Source organism: Sulfurimonas sp. NW15 (assembly GCF_051132285.1).
GTDB lineage: Bacteria > Campylobacterota > Campylobacteria > Campylobacterales > Sulfurimonadaceae > Sulfurimonas > Sulfurimonas hydrogeniphila.
Genome location: NZ_CP093237.1, coordinates 80442 through 98556, shown reverse-complemented (window position 1 = coordinate 98556; position 18115 = coordinate 80442). Strand labels below are relative to the sequence as shown.

Sequence of the window (18115 nt, the reverse complement as noted above, 5' to 3'; positions counted from 1 at the left end):
AAGGTTTGTTTCGCTACACTACAGATAAAAATCTGAATCGAATTAATACCGCCTTTATGCAATAGGAGTTTAAAAAATGAATATCGATATAATTTTACAAAATATGTTAAATCCGCCTGTTTTATTCTTTTTTTTAGGAATGCTGGCCATTTTCTTAAAATCTGATTTAACTATTCCGCAGCCATTACCTAAACTGTTTTCTCTTTATTTGCTTATAGCAATTGGTTTGCACGGCGGACATGAACTTTCCCAAAGCGGACTCAGCACATACATCTTTAAAGCACTGCTTATTGCAGTAGTTATGTCCATGCTTGTTCCTGTATACAGCTTTTTTATCTTAAGAATGAAAATAGATGTTTACAATGCCATTGCCATTGCGGCGACTTTTGGGTCTATCAGTGCTGTTACTTTTATTACGGGGATTACCTATCTTGACACCATAGGTGTTGCACATGGCGGATTTATGGTTGCTTCTATGGCGCTTATGGAGTCTCCGGCTATTGTTATAGGTCTGGTCTTTGCAGCACTCTTTGCCAAAAGTCCTGACGCAGAAGATGAAAATACAAGTATAAAAGAAATTTTGCGGGAAGCTTTTTTAAACCCTTCTGTATTTTTGCTTATAGGCGCGCTTGCCATCGGGATATTGACAGGAGACAAAGGATGGCACTCTATGGAGCCGCTTTTTGGAACGCTCTTTAAAGGGATGCTTGCATTTTTCCTTCTTGACATGGGTCTTGTTGCAGCAAGAAAAATTCATGAACTGAAAAAAGTGGGTCTGTTTTTGATAGGATTTGCACTCATCATGCCGATGGTCAACGCCTCTGTAGCTGTAGCGGTAGCCTATTTCTTCGGAATTGAAAAAGGGGATGCTTTTCTTTTGGCACTGCTCAGTGCGAGTGCCTCTTACATCGCTGTTCCGGCAGCAATGAGACTCTCTGTACCTGAAGCAAATCCGGGAATATATCTTCCGCTCAGTCTGGCAGTTACCTTCCCATTCAATATTTCATTAGGTATACCGTTGTATTATTATATGATAACAACATTTTGGGGGTAAAAGATGAAAAAAATCGAAGTCATCATTGAGTCTGTTTACATAAAGAGACTCTTGAAAGTTTTTAAAAAGCACAAAGTAGACGGATATACTGTCATCAAAGATGTAGAAGGCTACGGGGGTCACGGTTTTCAGACAGCAGATGATGTCTCGGATGTACTGAGCAATATCCTGGTCTTCAGTGTTTGTAAAAAAGAACTGCTGGAGAACATGCAAAAAGATCTTAAAAAGTTTTTGGAGACATACGGGGGAAAATGTATTGTCAGTGATGCTACATTACTGTAGAGAGTATTTAAACAAAGAAAGGGAAAAACAATGTCACAAATATCACGAAGAAACTTTTTAAAGAGTGCAGTAGTCGCCGGTGCCATGCCTTTAATGGCCGGCACCCAGACAGATTCGAAAAAAACACTGAAGTTTATACATGTAACCGATTCGCATATGGATTTGAGCGACAGTGACAGTGTCGAAGCGATGCAGCTGATGGCTGACTTTATCAACACAAACTACAAAGATTTGGATTTTGTTCTCTTTGGCGGTGACAACTTTAACAACAATGCGCCGCAAGACAGTGATGCTTTGAAGTTCAAAGAGATTGCCGATACGCTTCACTGCCCATACTACACGGTAAGAGGAAACAAAGAATCTTTTCCAAGCGGCGACAAACAGATTAATCTTGAAGCATTTAAAAACATGTTCTGCAGTGCAAAAGAGTTACATGTAGAGGGGAAAGACTGGCTGCTGCAAACAAAAGGCTACAATATTTTAGGGCTTGACAGCTGTATAGAAAACCACAACAACGGAGTCTATACAGAAGAGACAATCGCTTTTGCCCAAAAAATTCTCGACCAAAACAAACCGACGGTAATACTCAACCACCATCCCTATACAAACTACTGGGGCGGCACAGAAGAAAAAGATATTCATAAATATGTCCTGAACAACACACAAGAGGTACAAAAAAAACTTTTTAAATATCCAAACCTGATTTTGACGCTTTCAGGACACAAACATATAGACTCTGTCAAAGAGATTCAGGGGACAAGGGTTATTGTCACACGCGGATTTGTCCGTCCGCTTGACTTGGATATGTACCCGATGCGTTATGTTGAACTGAGCGGAAACACAATCAATGAAAAACTTATATATACAGCCTGATTTAGTCTCTATTAAGTAAGCTACCCTTATAATTAATATATAAATTAAAAAAGGCAGCTTATGACAAAATTCTCTACAATCGCTTTGACACTCATGGCGAGTTCAACAATTGCATTTGCAGGTGTTGAAGCACATTGGGACTATGCAAAACATGGTCCTCAAGACTGGGGACACTTCAGCGAAACTTGCAAAAAAGGCAAAGAACAGTCCCCTATAAATATAGAAACAGAAAATACACAGCAGTTAGACGAGAGTTACACGATTGAACTTTCCGAAGATTACAAAGGTATTTCCACTGTTGTTGATAACGGGCACTCTCTAAAGGTTACCCCGGTAGATGCAGGCTATATCTCACTGCACGGCAAAGACTACAAACTAAAACAGTTTCATTTTCATGGCATGAGCGAGCATACAATTGACGGCAGAAGATACAATGCAGTCGCGCACTTTGTTCATATGGCAAAAGACGGTTCAGTGGCAGTTGTGGCAGTAATGTTTGAAGTCGGAGAAGAAAATCCTGCTTTAGAAAAGATTTTACATGCAAAACACAAAATAGCCATAAATCCTAATGATTTGCTGCCTGAAGATACGGATCACTACTATCACTACAAAGGTTCATTTACCACACCACCCTGTACAGAGGGCGTAGAGTGGTATATTTTCAAAGATACTGTCAATATTTCAAAATCACAACTGGATGCTTTAAGAAAATACTACAGAAACAACGAAAGACCGACACAGCCTCTTCACAAAAGAGTTGTCCAAACAAAATAAAACCTGCAGACATTTAGCCGAAATTAGCAAATTTTGCTAAATTTGGCTAAAATATTTTATGCAGATAACTATTAACGACTACAACTTACAAAACCTGGAAACATTTACACAGATCCTTAAAAAAGATGAAAGCACACTTATCAATGAAGCCTTGGAACTCTACTTTGAAGAACAGCAAAAAAAACTATTGGAGAAGAACCTTGCAGATGAAAATGCACTGACTAATCTTGATTATGACGAGTTCTGGGAGGGTGTGGATATTGACTAGAGAGTTTATAAACGAGCAGAAAGAACAGTTTTTAAACTGCCCTTTCTCATTTTGTTAAAATACACCTGCGATTGAACGAGCAAGCGCTTTTTCAAGAACCGGACGTGCTTCGTCAAATTTTAAATTCATTTTGTTTGCAGTAGAGATGATACGTGTACGGTAAGTTTTCCATTTTACTTTTCCGCCTTTGATATCCTGTTGTACTTTTGTAGAACTTCCCTGTGCCAAAGATGCCTGTTGTGTCTGTGTGACAACTTCTCCGTCAAGCGGTCTCTCACGAATTTGTAAATCAGTGACCATAACATACACAGTATCTTCAACTAGAGCATCCCCAAGAAAACCAAGAGCAGCACCTGCCAAACCTACAGCAGCACTTGTACGTCCGCCGCCACCTAATGAGTATGATGTTGCAGCACCTAAAGCACCGCCGGTCAATGCAGCACCAAAACTAGAACCCATCATAGCTTTTGCTTCTCTCAAGTCACTTTTACCGACTTTTAAAATGTTTCCCTGAAGCATATATGTTGCTTTTTTAGGATCATTTGTTATTTTATAGCCTTTGGCTCTAAACTCGTTAGCGATTACATTCTTAACATCGACCTGTTTGTCAGAAGTATTTCTCATATCAAAATAAATAACCTTTTCTTCCGGGCTCACAGGCTCCAAAAACACAGTTTCAGACATTTTTGTTTGTACATCAAGATTTCTCTTCTTCACGGCAGTTTTCATCGCACTACAACCACTAAACCCAACTAAAACCAACGCCATCAACGACGCTATGATAACACTTTTTTTCAACATATAACTATGCTCCTGTCATTAAAATAAGTTTTATTCTAACACTAAAAACTTAAACTATCCAAATTATATTGAAACAAAAGAAAATATTTGTAATTTTTGTTACAATTAGAAAAAAGATTCTTATAATGCAAACATACAACATACTGACAAACACCATTGATACATTTCCTGAAGGAAAAGCCGATTTTTTACTTGCCGCAAGTGTCACAAAGACATGTGAGATAGGCAACATTACCCAGGCCGGGATTCCGGGGATGATTCCGCTTACCCCTACACTTGACGCCGAATACATAAGTCATGAAAAAGTTTTCTCTTTGGGCGAACTTGCCGAAACACCGACAGGTGTCCCTACCCCTGCACTTATTACCCGTGCAGTTCACAATCTGACACCTTTTAGCACTATAGAGATTTTGGATCTGGGTCTTGTTTCCCAGCCTAAAAACTGTATCACACACCATTTTGACATCCACCCCTCCGAGGCAATAGACAAAGGTGCCGGTATCAATGCAAAAGAGGTATTCGCAAAAGGGATGCAGTTTGGAAAGTCCTATGAGCTTAAAGGAAATTATCTTATTTTAGGAGAGAGTACACCCGCGGGAACAACCACAGCGACTGCTTCGGCTTTGGCACTTGGCTTTGACTGCGCCGATGACTTTTCCTCAAGTTTCCTACATGTACCCGATGATATTAAAACACAAACGATAAACAAAGCCCTCTCTTTGCTTGACAATGATATGAACAATTTTGAAAAACTGGGTATCGTAAGTGACAATATGCTGCTTTTTTGTGCCGGATTTTTGCTTGAAGCCTCAAAAAGATTTCAAATCGTCTTAGCCGGCGGAACACAGATGGCAGCCTGTCTGTTAATCGCCGACAAACTCAAGGAAGATGTTTTGATGCGTGTAAAGCATGACAACATTACCCTTGCAACCACGCAGTGGGTCGCACAAGACAAAAATTCCGATATTGCCCATATTTTAGAGCAGTTAAGCTATGCACCACATGCCGTTTACACTACATTCAGTTTTGCAAATACCCAGATACCCATACTCAAAAAGTATGACGAGGGCGAAGCGAAAGAGGGCGTAGGTGCCGGGGCTTCTCTTGCGTACGCCGTGCAAAGCAACATACAAAATCAGGAACTTTTGGAGCAGATTGAGTATTTAATCTATAGTATGTAATTCTGCAAAGGTTTTATTACGTTATAATACTTAAATTTTTTACTCTTAGGATTTTTTCATGTTTGCATCAGTAAGGTCAAAAGTCATTGTCTCCATTGTTGCCTTAAGTGTTCTCGGGCTTATCGGAATGTCTTATTATCTCTCCTTTACACTGCACAGCCTTTCAGATACTACCGCAAAAAAATCTTTGAAAATGCTCAGTCAGTCCATCTTTCAGACGATGACAACAAGCATGATGATGGGAGACCCGGAAGTGGTTCAGACTGCTTTTGAGAGTGCAAAAGGCATTGACGGCATAGAGGACTTGAAAATTGCAAAGTCAAAAGCTGTTATGGAAGTTTATGCACCAGATGAAACATATACGGCCGACCCTCTTGTGCAAGATGTATTGCAAAACAAAGAGACAAAAATTATCGAAAAGAATGAAAACGGGCACCATATTATCCGCATGATTAAACCTATGATAGCCGAAAAAAGATGCCTGCAGTGCCACTATAATGCAGAAGTCGGTTATGCACTCGGTGCCATGGATTTGACGATATCACTGGATAAAAATGATGAAGATATTGCACAGACGAACACAACACTTGTCATCTCTTTGATTCTGGGCAGTATTGCATTTAGTATGGTTGCCCTGCTCTTTTTCAGCCGTGAAATTTTTACACCGCTGAACAACCTCAAAGAGAGAATTGCAGATCTTGTGCGCGGGAACAAAGATTTAACAAAACGTCTTGCCTACAAAAAAGGCAATGAATTCGGAGAGACAGCCAATGAAGTAAATCATTTTATAGAAATGATTCAATCTACAGTAAATGAGGTGAAATCACTCGGCGAACAAAACAATGAAATAGCCTCTGAAATTGAGATCTCCTCCCACGTCATACGAAAAGGCGTACAGCAGGAGAGAGAGATTGTTTCCAAAACAAGCAAAAAAACAGAAGATATCCAAACTATTTTAGATGAGACCATAGAGGCAGCCACTGTTACCCAGGAAACCATCCTCAATGCCGAAAAAGAACTCGAAGAGGCACACAGCTCTTTGGCAAAACTCAACAGTGAAGTAGAACATTTTGTAGAGAGTGAAAACGAACTCTCAAGCGAACTTTTAGTCCTTAAAAATGATGCCGACCAGGTCAAGGACGTCCTCAATGTCATCAAAGAGATAGCCGAGCAGACAAACCTTTTAGCTCTCAACGCTGCCATAGAAGCGGCACGCGCAGGAGAACACGGGCGAGGATTTGCCGTCGTTGCCGATGAAGTCAGAAAGCTTGCAGAACGGACACAAAAAAGTCTGGCGGAGATAGACATCAGCGTCAGTACCATTGTACAGGCTATCAATGACGTCAGTGACAAGATGACAATCAATGCACAAAACATTGAAGCCCTTGTCAATATATCTGATGATGTGGAACAAAAAATCACGACAACATCGCAAGCGATGCAAATCTCCACACAGATGGCAAACAAATCAAAAGAAGACAGTGAAAAAATGTCGCAGAATATTCAGGAGATCATCACCTACATAGAAAAAATCGAAACACTCTCAACAGCCAACGGCACCAGTGTTGTAAGCATTGAAAATGATTTGCAAAAACTCGTACAGGTTGCCTCTTCTTTGCAAAAAACTATCGACGAATTTAAAAGCTAAGGACAGAACTCTCTAACGCGGCAAACGCCGGTGCCCTCTTTTGTGCACATAGTTCTTTTTAAAACACGACTGGCAGATACTGTACTTGGAATTTACCGGCAAAACCGTGCCACAGAGCTTGCAGCTTTGACTCAGCTGTGTCTGCCTGAGTGTCTCTTCTATATATTTGTTCAAAACACCCCTGTAGGCTCTTGCCTTGTTTTCATCTACAAAGTAGTCATTAAAACGGTAACTCAGCCACAGATACAGCGAAATCTCTTTGACCATATCTTCAGCGCGCAACAGCTCTTCGGAGGTTTGTGCATACGAACCTGTCAGTTTTGGCGCATGGTAATAGACCGGCTCTTTTTTCTCCAAAGCATTGATGTAGCGCTCATAGGCACTGATGATATAGGCTGATTTTAGCGTCAGCGGCGCGCAGGCAAGATGATACTTTGTCGCAATATCCAGATCATAACTGTCAACAATACGAGAAGCCTCCAGCATATCATCGAGTGAAGCCGCATAAAAAGGTCCGTCAAAGACCATATTTTTGATAAAAAAGCGCAAAATTTCTTCCAAAGAGTTTTCTTCCAAAATCGTACTGACAAGTTTTATATGTTCCAAATTTGCCATTACTTTAAAGGGCACTTTTATCTCTTTTGCCGGTTTGTTGAAATTTTTCTTGACTACATGTAAAGCATCCCCGTGCAGCGCCCCGACATAGCCCTTTTCATGCAAACCGTAACGCCCTGCCCTTCCTGCAATCTGCTGTACCTCCGAAGGAAAAAGACTGCGTTGGATTATCCCGTCAAATTTTTCGGCTTTTGAAAAAAGCACCGTTTTTATGGGCAGATTCATCCCCATCGCTATGGCATCGGTGGCAACAAGTACCTGCGTTTCGCCCTCTCTAAAACGTCTGGCTTCTTCGCGTCTGACCTCAGGCGAAAGATTGCCGTAGACAACACTCACTTCAAAATCTTTGGAAAAATTCTGCTTCAGCCGCAGAACATCTTTACGACTAAAAGCGATAATCGCCGTGCCTGCCTCCACATCTTTTGGATGTGTCGGTTTTTCCAAAAGCTCCAAAGGATTTTTCCTCTCAAACTCCCGTATTTCCAGCTCTTCACCCAGATACTCTGCCAAAGCGACAATCGCTTCTTTGACATTTGGCGAACCTGTCATAATGACCTCTTTTGCAGGCGCACCTATAATGGCATTTGCCCATGCCCAGCCGCGGTCACGGTCATCTATCATCTGCACTTCATCTATGACACAGACATCCACATCCACATCATAATTCATCATCTCAATTGTAGAACTGATATGCGTCGCTTCATCATCCAGGATCTGCTCCTCACCGGTAATGAGGGAGCTTTCAATGCCCTGTGCTTTTAGTGTTTCATAACCTTCGAGTGCCAGAAGCCGCAAAGGCGCCAGATAGTAGCCTGTATCTGCCTCTTTGAGATGCTCCATCGCCTCATAGGTTTTGCCGCTGTTTGTAGGACCGATGTGCAGTATAAGTTTTCTCTGCATACTGCGCGCAATGGGAAAGAGATTTTTAAAATCACGAATAGTCCGTGCAAGCAGTGCTTCACGCTGTTTTTTAATCAGTTCGTCATGGATAGAATGCAAAAAACGCCGTGTTATTTTTCTGTGAATTTTAGGCGTTATGTTCAAGGTCTGAGGAAGCAGTTCAAAAAGATACTCATAGACTCTCGCATGCAGCTCTTCTTGGCTAAAATGCAAAAGCTGGGCATACTCTTCACACTCTTTTACCAAAGCATCGAGGGTGAGTAAAAATTCATCTTCGTGCTCTTTTTTGACCTCTGCCAAAATAGCATCAAAATTAAACCTTTTCGCATTCCATATCTCTTCTAAAAGTCCTTCAAGCTCTACATGTAACTCCAGTTTATAAGAGATTTTCTGCTCACTGTAGGGGAGACAAAGCTGCTCATTGACACGAATCAGCACCTCTTCTTCATGCAATTCCACTCCCTCGGCCTCTATTTTAGACTTGACAATTTTTTTTAAAAGTTTCTGTGATATCAGCGGATAGCTCACTTTTGATTTTGGAGGCGAAGCCCGCAGTGCATCTAAAATTTCCTTGGTACTCAAATAGGCATGCGGATATTTCAAATTGCTTAAAAAATTATTAATATTCTCCTGCTTTTGTTCCACAACCGTAACTTTGTCCTGCCCTATCTTTTGCACAATCGCATCAAAATCCGTTGTTTCAAGGTATTCATACGCATAGGGTTTTGTTTTGAGTGTCAAAATCTTGTGAAAATGCTGTTCGTAGAGTTCGTACTTCAGCGAGGCATTAAATTCAAAGCAGTCATCCAGATCAAAAAGTCCCTCAAGTTCACGTTCTAATCTCTCTTTTTTCATCTCAAAACGGATATGACGCAAAGATGATTCCATTTTTTCTATGGTTATTTTTTTGCTTCTTACATGTAAATAGGCTTCTCGCAGACGCACGGCCTCTTCCTGGCTTACATCAAGTTCTTCCAAAAGTGCGTTAATTTTGTCTTCTCTGTCAAAAACAACTTCTTTTTTTGGCTTCTCAGACTTGTACACCCGTCCGTCACTCTCAAAAAAGTTCAATATATCATGGCGCATACCGCTGTCTGCCTCGCTCCAAATCATTCGGAGTGTTTTTACCATCAGCGTTTTGTTATGCTCTATATCATATATACCCAGTGTTGCAAAAAGCTCACTGAGGGTTTTACCCTCCACCCGTTCAATCCCCACATCAAAGGGGTCATCATCAAAATATTTTCTAATTCTCTGGTTAATTTTACTGTTTTTTTTATTTTTTCTTGCCATAAAAGAGATTATAACACAAGTTTAGCAGCTTTATGGCTCAAAAGCCTGACAGCCCGCACTGAAGTACGGGTTCCGAAAAAAGCCTAATCTTACTGCTTCAATAAAATATAAAAAAGCTGTTATATAATGACCGCATGAATTATCCTGACGAATGGACGCAAAAAGAGTTTTTGCAAAATAAGAAAAAACTGGAACAAGAAGGTGTGGATGTCGTGCTTGTTGACACTGTTTTAGCACCCATAGAAAAAGCAGACACAGTAACCTACAATCCTTATGAACTTAAACAATACCCCAAAGGGAGTGTCTTTGTTTTTTACTGCGATTCCGGCAAGGCGACACTTGATCGGCTCAAAGAGTACAAAGAAAAATTTCCGAATCACCACTGTATTTCCCTTAAAGGCGGTCGAGGATACTGGAGAAAAAATATGATGCTACTGGATGAAAACGATGCATAAACATATCAACGAATTTATAAAATGCCTCGAAGAAGAGCGTTATTATGATGCTCATGAAGCATTGGAAGCAGCCTGGTTTCCCCGACGTTTCGAAAAAGACAAAGAGGTCAAACTGCTCAAAGGCTTCATCAATGCCGCTGTCAGTTTTGAGCTGATAAAGCGCGGCAGAGAGAAACAGAGTAAAAAAGTCTGGGCAAATTACCTCAAATACAGACCCTTTCTTTTTGAAATAAACTCACAATATCAAAACAGTTATTATCAGCTTTCACGGCTTGTGGAAACTATAAAGCCTAAGAGTCGGCACTGAAGTACCGATTCCGGTATCTTCACAGATGAGCCTGTGCAGCTTTTTCGGAACCCGTACTTTCTATGCTAAAGCATGACTTGTGAGAAAAACTAAATTTTTTTCTGCGGTGCGGGCTGAGGGCGGCAGGAAAGTTGCAACAGTCGGTACTGAAGTACCGATTCCGGTATCTTCCAGAGATGAGCCTGTACAGCTTTTCGGAACCCGTACTTCAGTGCGGGCGAGCGTGGCGGGACAGCTGCTCCCCTTTGTGCTGCCTTACAGCCATAAACAGCAAAAATGCTCCAAATGCCATCAGACTTGAGGTTAAAAAGAGATATTTCGGATAATACTCATACACATATCCGGCAATAAGCGCGCCGCTGAGTCCTCCAAAACCGTAAGTTATTCCGGAAAAAAACTGCTGAGAGAGACTTTTGTGTCTGTAGCGCTGAAACAGATAGCTGATCGCGGCTGTATGAAACAGGGCAAAACTCAGAGCATGCAGGGCCTGGGAGAAAAACAGTATCGCCAAATTTTCAGGAAATGCAAAAACTAAAAACCAACGCAGTACCGTTGCCAGTGCCGTAAAGCGTAACAGGTTGAGTAAATTTCCCTGCAACAGTCCCCCTTGAAAGAAAAACATCCCTACTTCAATAAGTACGCCAAAACTCCACAAATAGATTGTCATATCCAAACTGATACCGTGATCCGTTTCATAAATGGTAAAAAAGTTATAAAAGGAGCCAAAGCTCATCTGCACCAGAACAAGTCCGCCCCAGAGTTGCCAGTCTTTAAAGATATCTATATCATTAGAGATACTTTTCTCTTTTACATAACTGGTGTCAGGCGCGCGGCAAAGCACCAAATAGGCTACAAAAGCAGTCAAAAGGCTCAACACAAACAAAAAATCCAAGGCAACATAGGCCGAACTTAAAAACCTGACCAGCACAAGCGCAACAATGATAAAGCCCACAGAACCAAATAGCCGTACTTTTCCGTAACGCTCTTTACCGATGGTATGCAAAGAGATAACCTCCACAAAAGGCAGCATCAGGCTCATACCCAATCCAAGAAATATGTTTGAAAGCAGCAAGGCATAAAAGTGTTCCAAGGAGAGATAAAAAGAGAGCGTACTTGCAATAACGGTCAATAATGAAAATTTAAAAACAGCAGCATTGAGCGTCAGTCCACGCAAAAACAAAAAAGGCAGAATAAAACGCACCAAAGGGGATGCCGCAAAAATAATCCCTATCTCGCTTGCATCATAGCCGACACCGCTGAGAATTTTTGGCAAAAATATAATGTATATTCCCACTATGGAAAAATAAAAATAGTAAAAAAGAGATAACAGAGCAAACATAAACTTCCTTATCACAAATTATAGCAATAATCCAATAAAGATATGCTACAATATTTTCAACAAATAAAGGAGAGAGCTAAAATGGAACGAACATTAGGCGAAAACGATTTTATTGTTTCTAAAACAGATACAAAAGGTCGACTGACCTATGTCAATAAGATCTTTATTGACTTAGCGGAATATACAGAAGAAGAACTTCTCGGAAAACCTCATAACATTGTCCGTCATCCGGATATGCCAAAGGCAATTTTTAAACTTTTATGGGACAGAGTTCAGGCAAAAGAAGAGATTTTTGCCTATGTCATCAACAGCACAAAAAACAATAACTCCTACTGGGTCTACGCCAATGTCACACCCTCTTTGGATGAACGCGGCAATACCGTAGGATACTACTCTGTAAGAAGAAAGCCAAACCCTGAAGCACTTGAGATTATCAAACCGCTCTATGCACAGATGCTTCAGGCAGAAAGAAGCGGCGGTATGGACGCAAGTATGAAAATTTTAACAGATTTATTAAACCAGGAAGGAGTCAGCTATGATGAGTATATCATCTCTCTTCAAAAATAACCAGGCTTTATTGCTTTTTGTAACACTTTTAGGCGTTGGTATTTACAGCCTGCTGAGTGCAAGTTACATTGTAGGCGGGCTTGTTTTGCTTATAGCAATTGTGGCGCTCTTTATTCCGGGAGGAACAGCTTCGAAGAGTTCAACCGTTATGGACAAACTCGAAGAGATTTTAGTACAGGCTGCGCAGGGAAAACTCGAAGGACGTATTACACACATTCCAAATGACAACTCTCATGATGCTAAAATCGCCTGGGCGCTCAACGATATGCTTGACCAGGTAGAAGCGTTTATGCGTGATATCGCAACAACGATAGAGTGCGCATCAGCCGGAAAAACCTACAGACACACCTATCCGCAAGGACTGCAGGGGCTGTTTCATACTACCGCCGCTCAAGTCAATACAGCCATAGAGGCAATCGCAAGCGGATACAGAAGAAAACTGCAGGCCGAACTCTCTTCTAAGTTTTCAACACTTGGCGGAGGTATCGGACAGGGGCTTTCTATCATCCAGTCAGACCTAACAACTTCTTCCGGTGAAGCAGAAGACATTGTTCATGTTTCCGAACAAACGGCAGAAAAAGCTTCGGGAAGTCTTAACAGTGTTCTTGAAATAGGACAAAGACTGGGCTCTCTTGTGGAGCTTATATCTTCTTCGCATGAAGGTATTGTAAACCTTGAAGGGCGTTCACGGGATATTTCAGAGGTTGTAGGTCTCATCAAAGATATTGCAGACCAAACCAATCTGCTTGCACTCAACGCAGCCATAGAAGCAGCCCGTGCGGGTGAACACGGACGCGGTTTTGCCGTAGTTGCCGATGAGGTCAGAAAACTTGCAGAACGCACCCAAAAAGCAACAACAGAAATAGAAATCAACATTTCCACTCTTCAGCAAGAGGCAAACGATATGCGAACAAACTCTGATGAGATTACAAACATAGCACAGGAGTCAAGCGACGTTATTCATGAATTTGAAAATACCTTTAGTGAACTCAATGAGCTTGCCAATGCAGCGCACACAACAGCTATCGGTATTCAAAACCGTCTCTTTACTACACTTGTCAAGGTTGACCATATTTTATTTAAATCAAATGCGTACTCAGCTGTACTCAACGAAGATGCAAGCAAAGAGTTTCCGGATCACAAACACTGTAGAATGGGACAATGGTATTTCAGTACAGGCAAAGAACGCTTTGGAAACACTTCTGCCTTTAAGAAAATGGATGCACCGCATGCGACTGTGCATGATGCAGTGGCCAAAAACATGGTTTTTGTCAAAGAACACAGTGTTCTCAAAGCAGATCATCCTAAGATAATAGTGGAAAATTTCAGAAGAATGGAAGATGCTTCGCATGAACTTTTTAAAGATTTAAATCTCATGATAAAAGAGTATGATGAAACAAGGTAATTTATCGCTATTTACCTAACATTTACTTATAATAAATATAATTCTATATCTCAATTATGTTTTTCCCCTTTCATAAGAGAGATATTTACTCCTATAAATTTTTAAAACAGCCGAGTTTTCCCCCTTTTTTACTCTCGGCTGTTTTTCCTCCCTTTAAGCCCATTCAAAAAAGAAATATGATATTATTCCTCATTATGTATTTAACGAAAAATAAAAAAGTAACTTTTATTCACACTATTACAAAGAAACTCTCCCAATTTTCAGAGATAAACAGTGTTGTGCTCTTTGGCTCTTTTTTATCTTCCCAAAATCCAAATGATATTGATATTGCGGTCATACAAAACTCAGATGACAACTTTTTAACGCTTTCTCTAAAATACAGAAAGGTATTGCGTGAAATTTCCAAAATCATTCCTATAGATATAATTCCCATTAAAGAGGATGCAAAAGGTGTCTTCTTGGATGAAATTTATAAAGGAAAAGTTGTTTATGAAAGATGAGACAAAGAAATGGCTTGTTTTTGCAGATGAAAATTTTCAATCAGCTAAGATTTTATTAAAAAGTCATCTCTATAATCCATCCCTGCAAAACACACAGCAAGCAATAGAAAAATATATAAAAGCATATTTAATTGAATATGGAATAAAGTTACAAAAAACACATAGTATATTATCTCTCAATGAAAAACCTAAAAAAGAGAATGTATTATTAACTATTACAGAAGATGAGATTGACCTGATAGACACTATTTATCTTTCATCCAAATATCCTGTTGGTTCAGTACTGCCTGATTTTGAACCAAATGAAAAAATCACCCTACAGTGTATCCAAATAGCACAACAGGTTCAAGTTGATATTAAGAAATATCTCTCTTAGCAAATGAAAATCATACTGACAACTTTAAATTCACGCTTTACACACAGTGCCATAGGGCTTCGCTATTTGTATGCGAATATGCAGGAACTCCAACAGGACACGACTATACTCGAATTCAGCATCAATGATGCCATCCAGACGATTGCAGAGAAACTCCTTCTCTCGCAGCCTGACATTATAGGCATAGGCGTGTATATCTGGAATGCCAAAGAGGTGCACGAACTTATTCACATCCTGAAAAAAGTTTCACCCCAGACACTTGTAATTCTCGGAGGTCCCGAAGTGAGCTACCTGCCTTTTCGTGTCAACTTTGATGATGCCGACTACATCATACAGGGTGAAGGCGATCTGGCTTTTTACCGGCTGTGCAAAAATATTCAGGAAGAGCGTCCTGCCGAGAAAATTATAAAAATGACGCTTCCAGACCTTAAAAAAATACAGCTTCCTTACATGTACTACACAGACGAGGACATAAAGAACCGTTATATTTATGTGGAAATATCAAGAGGCTGTCCTTTTGAATGTGAATTTTGCCTCTCTTCCATGGATGAAAAAGTACGTGCCTTTGATCTTGATGCAGTCTTGACAGAATTTGAGAAGCTCTGGGAACGGGGAGCGAGAAATTTTAAATTTGTTGACAGAACCTTTAATCTCAACATGAAAGCGGCAAACAAAATCTTGGACTTTTTTTTAGAAAAAGAGCCGCCCTATTTTGCCCATTTTGAAGTTATTCCAGACCATTTTCCCCTCTCTTTGCGGGAAAAAATAAAACGATTCCCTCACGGTGCGCTGCAGCTTGAAATCGGCATACAGACACTCAACCCAAAAATTGCAAACAATATCTCCAGACAACTCAAACTCGACAAAATAAAAGACAACATCGGCTTTTTGCAAAATGAGACAACGGCGCATATTCATCTTGACCTGATCGTGGGGCTTCCTGGGGAGAGTTTGCAGAGTTTTGGACACAACCTTGATGAGCTGATGCGCATCAGCAGCTGTGAAATCCAGATAGGCATCCTGAAAAAACTCTCCGGCACGCACATCAGCCGTCACGACAGGGAAGAGGGCATGGTTTACAGCGACATTCCCCCTTACGATATTTTAAAAAACAACAAACTCAGCTTCAACGATATACAGATTATGAAACGCTTTGCACGATTTTGGGATTTGTATTACAACAGCGGAAATTTCAAAACAACGCTCCCGCTGTTATGGCAGAATGAAAGTGTGTATGAAAATTTTTATGCTTTTGGACTCTGGATTTACGAACAGACAGATTCGACATGGAAAATCTCTCTGCAAAGACAGGGCGAACTGCTTTTTTCCTATTTACATGTAAAGAAAAAGATAACCGAAGAGGAAATCGCAAAGTATATGCTTCAGGATATGATGAAGTTAAAAGGCAGAGCAATCCCCGCATACCTCAAGCCCTATGCAAAAGAGTTTCACCCAGAGGCAAAAATGGGAACTTCCGGATTTAACAAAAGGCAGGCTTAGGCTTTTGCACCCTGACAGTCGGCACTAAAGTACCGATTCCGATATATTCTTCGGAACCCGTACTTCAGTGCGGGCTGAGAGTGGCAAGACGATTGCAACAGTCGGCACTAAAGTACCGATTCCAAAGAGCTAAGCAGAGTTTTGGAACCCATCCTTTAGGGTGGGCTGAGAGTGGCGGAGATGTTGCAGCAGTCGGCACTACAGAAAAAAATTTAGTTTTTTTCCAAGTCACGCTTTAGCGTTAGAAAGTACCGATTCTAATATATTCTTCGGAACCCGTACTTCAGTGCGGGCGAGAGTGGCATGAAAGAAACAACAGTCGGCACTGCAGAAAAAAATTTAGTTTTTTTCACAAGTCACGCTTTAGCGTTAGAAAGTACCGGTTCCGAAAAAGCATTAATTTTCTTCACTTACCTGGAAGATATCAAAGTTTTTCCAAATCATCTACACTTATACTCTTTTGGGTGTCAAGAGTGAGATTCAGTATGTCTGATTCTATAATAGTGTTGTCTAAAATGGCATTGATTTTCTGCTCTATTTTTTTCATATTGCACTCTCCGTTATCAAGGAGGGCAAAATCATCGCCAAAAATTCTAAAAACCATAGAGAGGTCAAAACAGTTTTGTAAAGATTTGGCAATTTTCACCAAAACAGTGTCTCCCTCTTTCCATCCGGATTCTTTGTTGTAACGCGAAAAATTTTTCAATCGCAACAGATGCAGCTGTGTGTATTTTTTTTCATAAGAGTTTTGCAGCAACATTACATCGAGATAGCTCTGATTGTACAGATCGGTCAGGTTGTCCTTGTAAAAATAGGCAAATCGTTCCTTTTCTATATCTGTATGGGGCAACTGATTGATATTTTTGTCTACAACCACATCTTTAAGCGCCTCGAGTGTTGCTTTGACTGCATCCCTGTCGTACTGCACACCGCTGAGACGTTCTATCTCATCGAGTGCTTCTTTGGGTGTTTTTCTGCCTTTGTATATTCTGTTGGTTGTCATGGCATCAAAACAGTCGGCAATCATCATCACTTTTGCAAGAGTGTCAATTTCATTGGCGGCAATGCCTCTTGGGTATCCGCTGCCGTCACATCGCTCATGATGATCACGGACTATATCTGCCAGCTCCTCATACATAGGAATATTTGCCAAAAGTCTGTAGCCGACCTGAGGATGCTCCTGAATCAGTTTATACTCCAAATCATTGAGTTTTTTTGGCTTTAAGAGGACAACATCCGGTGTGACAATCTTGCCGATATCATGTAAAATCCCCGCCTGATAGACTTTTTCGCACTCTTCTTGGGAGAGCCCCATCTTTTGGGCTATCATTTTAGAGTATTTGGCAACTCTTTGGGAATGTCCCGCCGTATAGGTATCTCTCTCTTCTATAAGTTTGACCATTGCCAAAAGAGTTTTTTCATAATTGTCATGCTGAAACTGCATCATAGCACTCAGTTCGGCTGTTTTTTGCTCCACCATACGCTGCAGGGACTTTTTGTACGCTTCATTCTCCTGCATGACTTCTAGTTTTTCACTTACCTTGTAGAGTTCGTAATTCAGCTGCTCATAATCAAAAGGTTTGATTATATAGCCGTCAACCCCTATTTTAATAGCCTGAGACATATAGTCCGAACCGCTGTGTGCGGTTGTTATCAGTATAGCCTGATTCGGATTTATCTCTCTTATTTTTTTGAGCATCTCTATACCGTCCATTTTAGGCATAGACAGATCTGTAATCACGATGTCAAACTGCCCGTTCTTATAGAGCTGTAAACCCTCCAGCCCGTCTTTTGCAGTCGTCACATATGTAAAAAAATTCTTCAAATACCCTGTGAGTGCAGTTTGCACAGCCATATCATCTTCTACATATAAAACTTTAAATTTTCTTGCCAATGATTGTAATGCTTTTAAATTTATCATACACTAATCTTATCAAAATTATGCTAATATTAAGAAATAAAAGCTTTCGTTTCAGC

General features: G+C 40.5%; 18 protein-coding genes. 14 read left to right on the top strand and 4 right to left on the bottom strand.

Annotated elements, in window-relative coordinates:
- The first annotated feature begins 76 nt into the window (after positions 1-76).
- From MLC52_RS00435 to MLC52_RS00415, 5 genes are read left to right on the top strand one after another with little or no spacing between them, the layout of a single operon-like run.
- Positions 77-1054, top strand: coding sequence for a sodium-dependent bicarbonate transport family permease (locus tag MLC52_RS00435; RefSeq protein WP_151901390.1), 978 nt, complete (start codon positions 77-79; stop codon positions 1052-1054).
- Positions 1055-1057: 3 nt separating this feature from the next.
- Positions 1058-1336, top strand: coding sequence for a P-II family nitrogen regulator (locus MLC52_RS00430; protein ID WP_151901391.1), 279 nt, complete (start codon positions 1058-1060; stop codon positions 1334-1336).
- A 30-nt stretch (positions 1337-1366) separates the two neighbouring features.
- The gene (locus tag MLC52_RS00425; protein WP_151901392.1) at positions 1367-2209 is read left to right on the top strand and encodes a metallophosphoesterase; all 843 of its coding nucleotides are present in this window, start codon (positions 1367-1369) and stop codon (positions 2207-2209) included.
- A gap of 60 nt (positions 2210-2269) precedes the next feature.
- Entirely contained in the window at positions 2270-2983 is a 714-nt protein-coding gene (locus MLC52_RS00420; RefSeq protein WP_151901393.1) for a carbonic anhydrase, read from the top strand.
- 58 nt (positions 2984-3041) lie between these two features.
- On the top strand, positions 3042-3251 hold the full coding sequence (locus MLC52_RS00415; protein ID WP_151901394.1) for a hypothetical protein: 210 nt from the start codon (positions 3042-3044) through the stop codon (positions 3249-3251).
- Between the two features lie 54 nt (positions 3252-3305).
- Here the strand turns inward: MLC52_RS00415 and MLC52_RS00410 are convergent, their stop codons facing one another.
- Positions 3306-4052: a complement resistance protein TraT gene (locus MLC52_RS00410; RefSeq protein WP_346389110.1), complete on the bottom strand. Its 747-nt coding sequence runs from the start codon at positions 4050-4052 to the stop codon at positions 3306-3308.
- Between the two features lie 125 nt (positions 4053-4177).
- Between MLC52_RS00410 and MLC52_RS00405 the strand changes: the two genes are divergently transcribed.
- Complete coding sequence (locus MLC52_RS00405; protein WP_434580747.1) at positions 4178-5233, top strand: nicotinate-nucleotide--dimethylbenzimidazole phosphoribosyltransferase; 1056 nt, start codon at positions 4178-4180, stop codon at positions 5231-5233.
- A 58-nt stretch (positions 5234-5291) separates the two neighbouring features.
- On the top strand, positions 5292-6881 hold the full coding sequence (locus MLC52_RS00400; RefSeq protein WP_346389108.1) for a methyl-accepting chemotaxis protein: 1590 nt from the start codon (positions 5292-5294) through the stop codon (positions 6879-6881).
- 12 nt (positions 6882-6893) lie between these two features.
- On the opposite strand, the gene MLC52_RS00395 is transcribed toward MLC52_RS00400, so the two are convergent.
- Positions 6894-9689: an SUV3 C-terminal domain-containing protein gene (locus tag MLC52_RS00395; RefSeq protein ID WP_418640874.1), complete on the bottom strand. Its 2796-nt coding sequence runs from the start codon at positions 9687-9689 to the stop codon at positions 6894-6896.
- 134 nt (positions 9690-9823) lie between these two features.
- Here MLC52_RS00395 and MLC52_RS00390 point away from each other — a divergent pair, with 134 nt between their 5' ends.
- Both MLC52_RS00390 and MLC52_RS00385 read left to right on the top strand, forming a co-directional pair.
- The gene (locus MLC52_RS00390; RefSeq protein ID WP_151901398.1) at positions 9824-10144 is read left to right on the top strand and encodes a hypothetical protein; all 321 of its coding nucleotides are present in this window, start codon (positions 9824-9826) and stop codon (positions 10142-10144) included.
- Positions 10128-10451: a DUF309 domain-containing protein gene (locus tag MLC52_RS00385; protein ID WP_434580744.1), complete on the top strand. Its 324-nt coding sequence runs from the start codon at positions 10128-10130 to the stop codon at positions 10449-10451. The genes MLC52_RS00390 and MLC52_RS00385 overlap by 17 nt, the downstream gene beginning before the upstream one ends.
- A 208-nt stretch (positions 10452-10659) precedes the next feature.
- On the opposite strand, the gene MLC52_RS00380 is transcribed toward MLC52_RS00385, so the two are convergent.
- Positions 10660-11790: an MFS transporter gene (locus tag MLC52_RS00380; protein WP_418640873.1), complete on the bottom strand. Its 1131-nt coding sequence runs from the start codon at positions 11788-11790 to the stop codon at positions 10660-10662.
- Positions 11791-11871: 81 nt separating this feature from the next.
- On the opposite strand from MLC52_RS00380, the gene MLC52_RS00375 reads away from it, so the two are divergent.
- The 5 genes from MLC52_RS00375 (at position 11872) to MLC52_RS00355 (ending at position 16138) form a co-directional block, all read left to right on the top strand.
- Positions 11872-12357, top strand: coding sequence for a PAS domain-containing protein (locus MLC52_RS00375; protein WP_418640872.1), 486 nt, complete (start codon positions 11872-11874; stop codon positions 12355-12357).
- The gene (locus MLC52_RS00370; RefSeq protein WP_434580742.1) at positions 12326-13762 is read left to right on the top strand and encodes a methyl-accepting chemotaxis protein; all 1437 of its coding nucleotides are present in this window, start codon (positions 12326-12328) and stop codon (positions 13760-13762) included. The genes MLC52_RS00375 and MLC52_RS00370 overlap by 32 nt, the downstream gene beginning before the upstream one ends.
- Before the next feature lie 176 nt (positions 13763-13938).
- Positions 13939-14262 carry a nucleotidyltransferase domain-containing protein gene (locus MLC52_RS00365; protein ID WP_230973278.1) on the top strand — a complete coding sequence of 108 codons (324 nt, stop codon included), beginning with the start codon at positions 13939-13941 and terminating at the stop codon, positions 14260-14262.
- Complete coding sequence (locus MLC52_RS00360; RefSeq protein ID WP_434580740.1) at positions 14252-14638, top strand: HEPN domain-containing protein; 387 nt, start codon at positions 14252-14254, stop codon at positions 14636-14638. Before MLC52_RS00365 ends, MLC52_RS00360 begins: the two co-directional genes overlap by 11 nt.
- A gap of 3 nt (positions 14639-14641) precedes the next feature.
- Positions 14642-16138 carry a DUF4080 domain-containing protein gene (locus MLC52_RS00355; RefSeq protein ID WP_434580739.1) on the top strand — a complete coding sequence of 499 codons (1497 nt, stop codon included), beginning with the start codon at positions 14642-14644 and terminating at the stop codon, positions 16136-16138.
- 424 nt (positions 16139-16562) lie between these two features.
- On the opposite strand, the gene MLC52_RS00350 is transcribed toward MLC52_RS00355, so the two are convergent.
- Entirely contained in the window at positions 16563-18059 is a 1497-nt protein-coding gene (locus MLC52_RS00350; RefSeq protein WP_434580737.1) for an HD domain-containing phosphohydrolase, read from the bottom strand.
- Between the last annotated feature and the right edge of the window lie 56 nt (positions 18060-18115).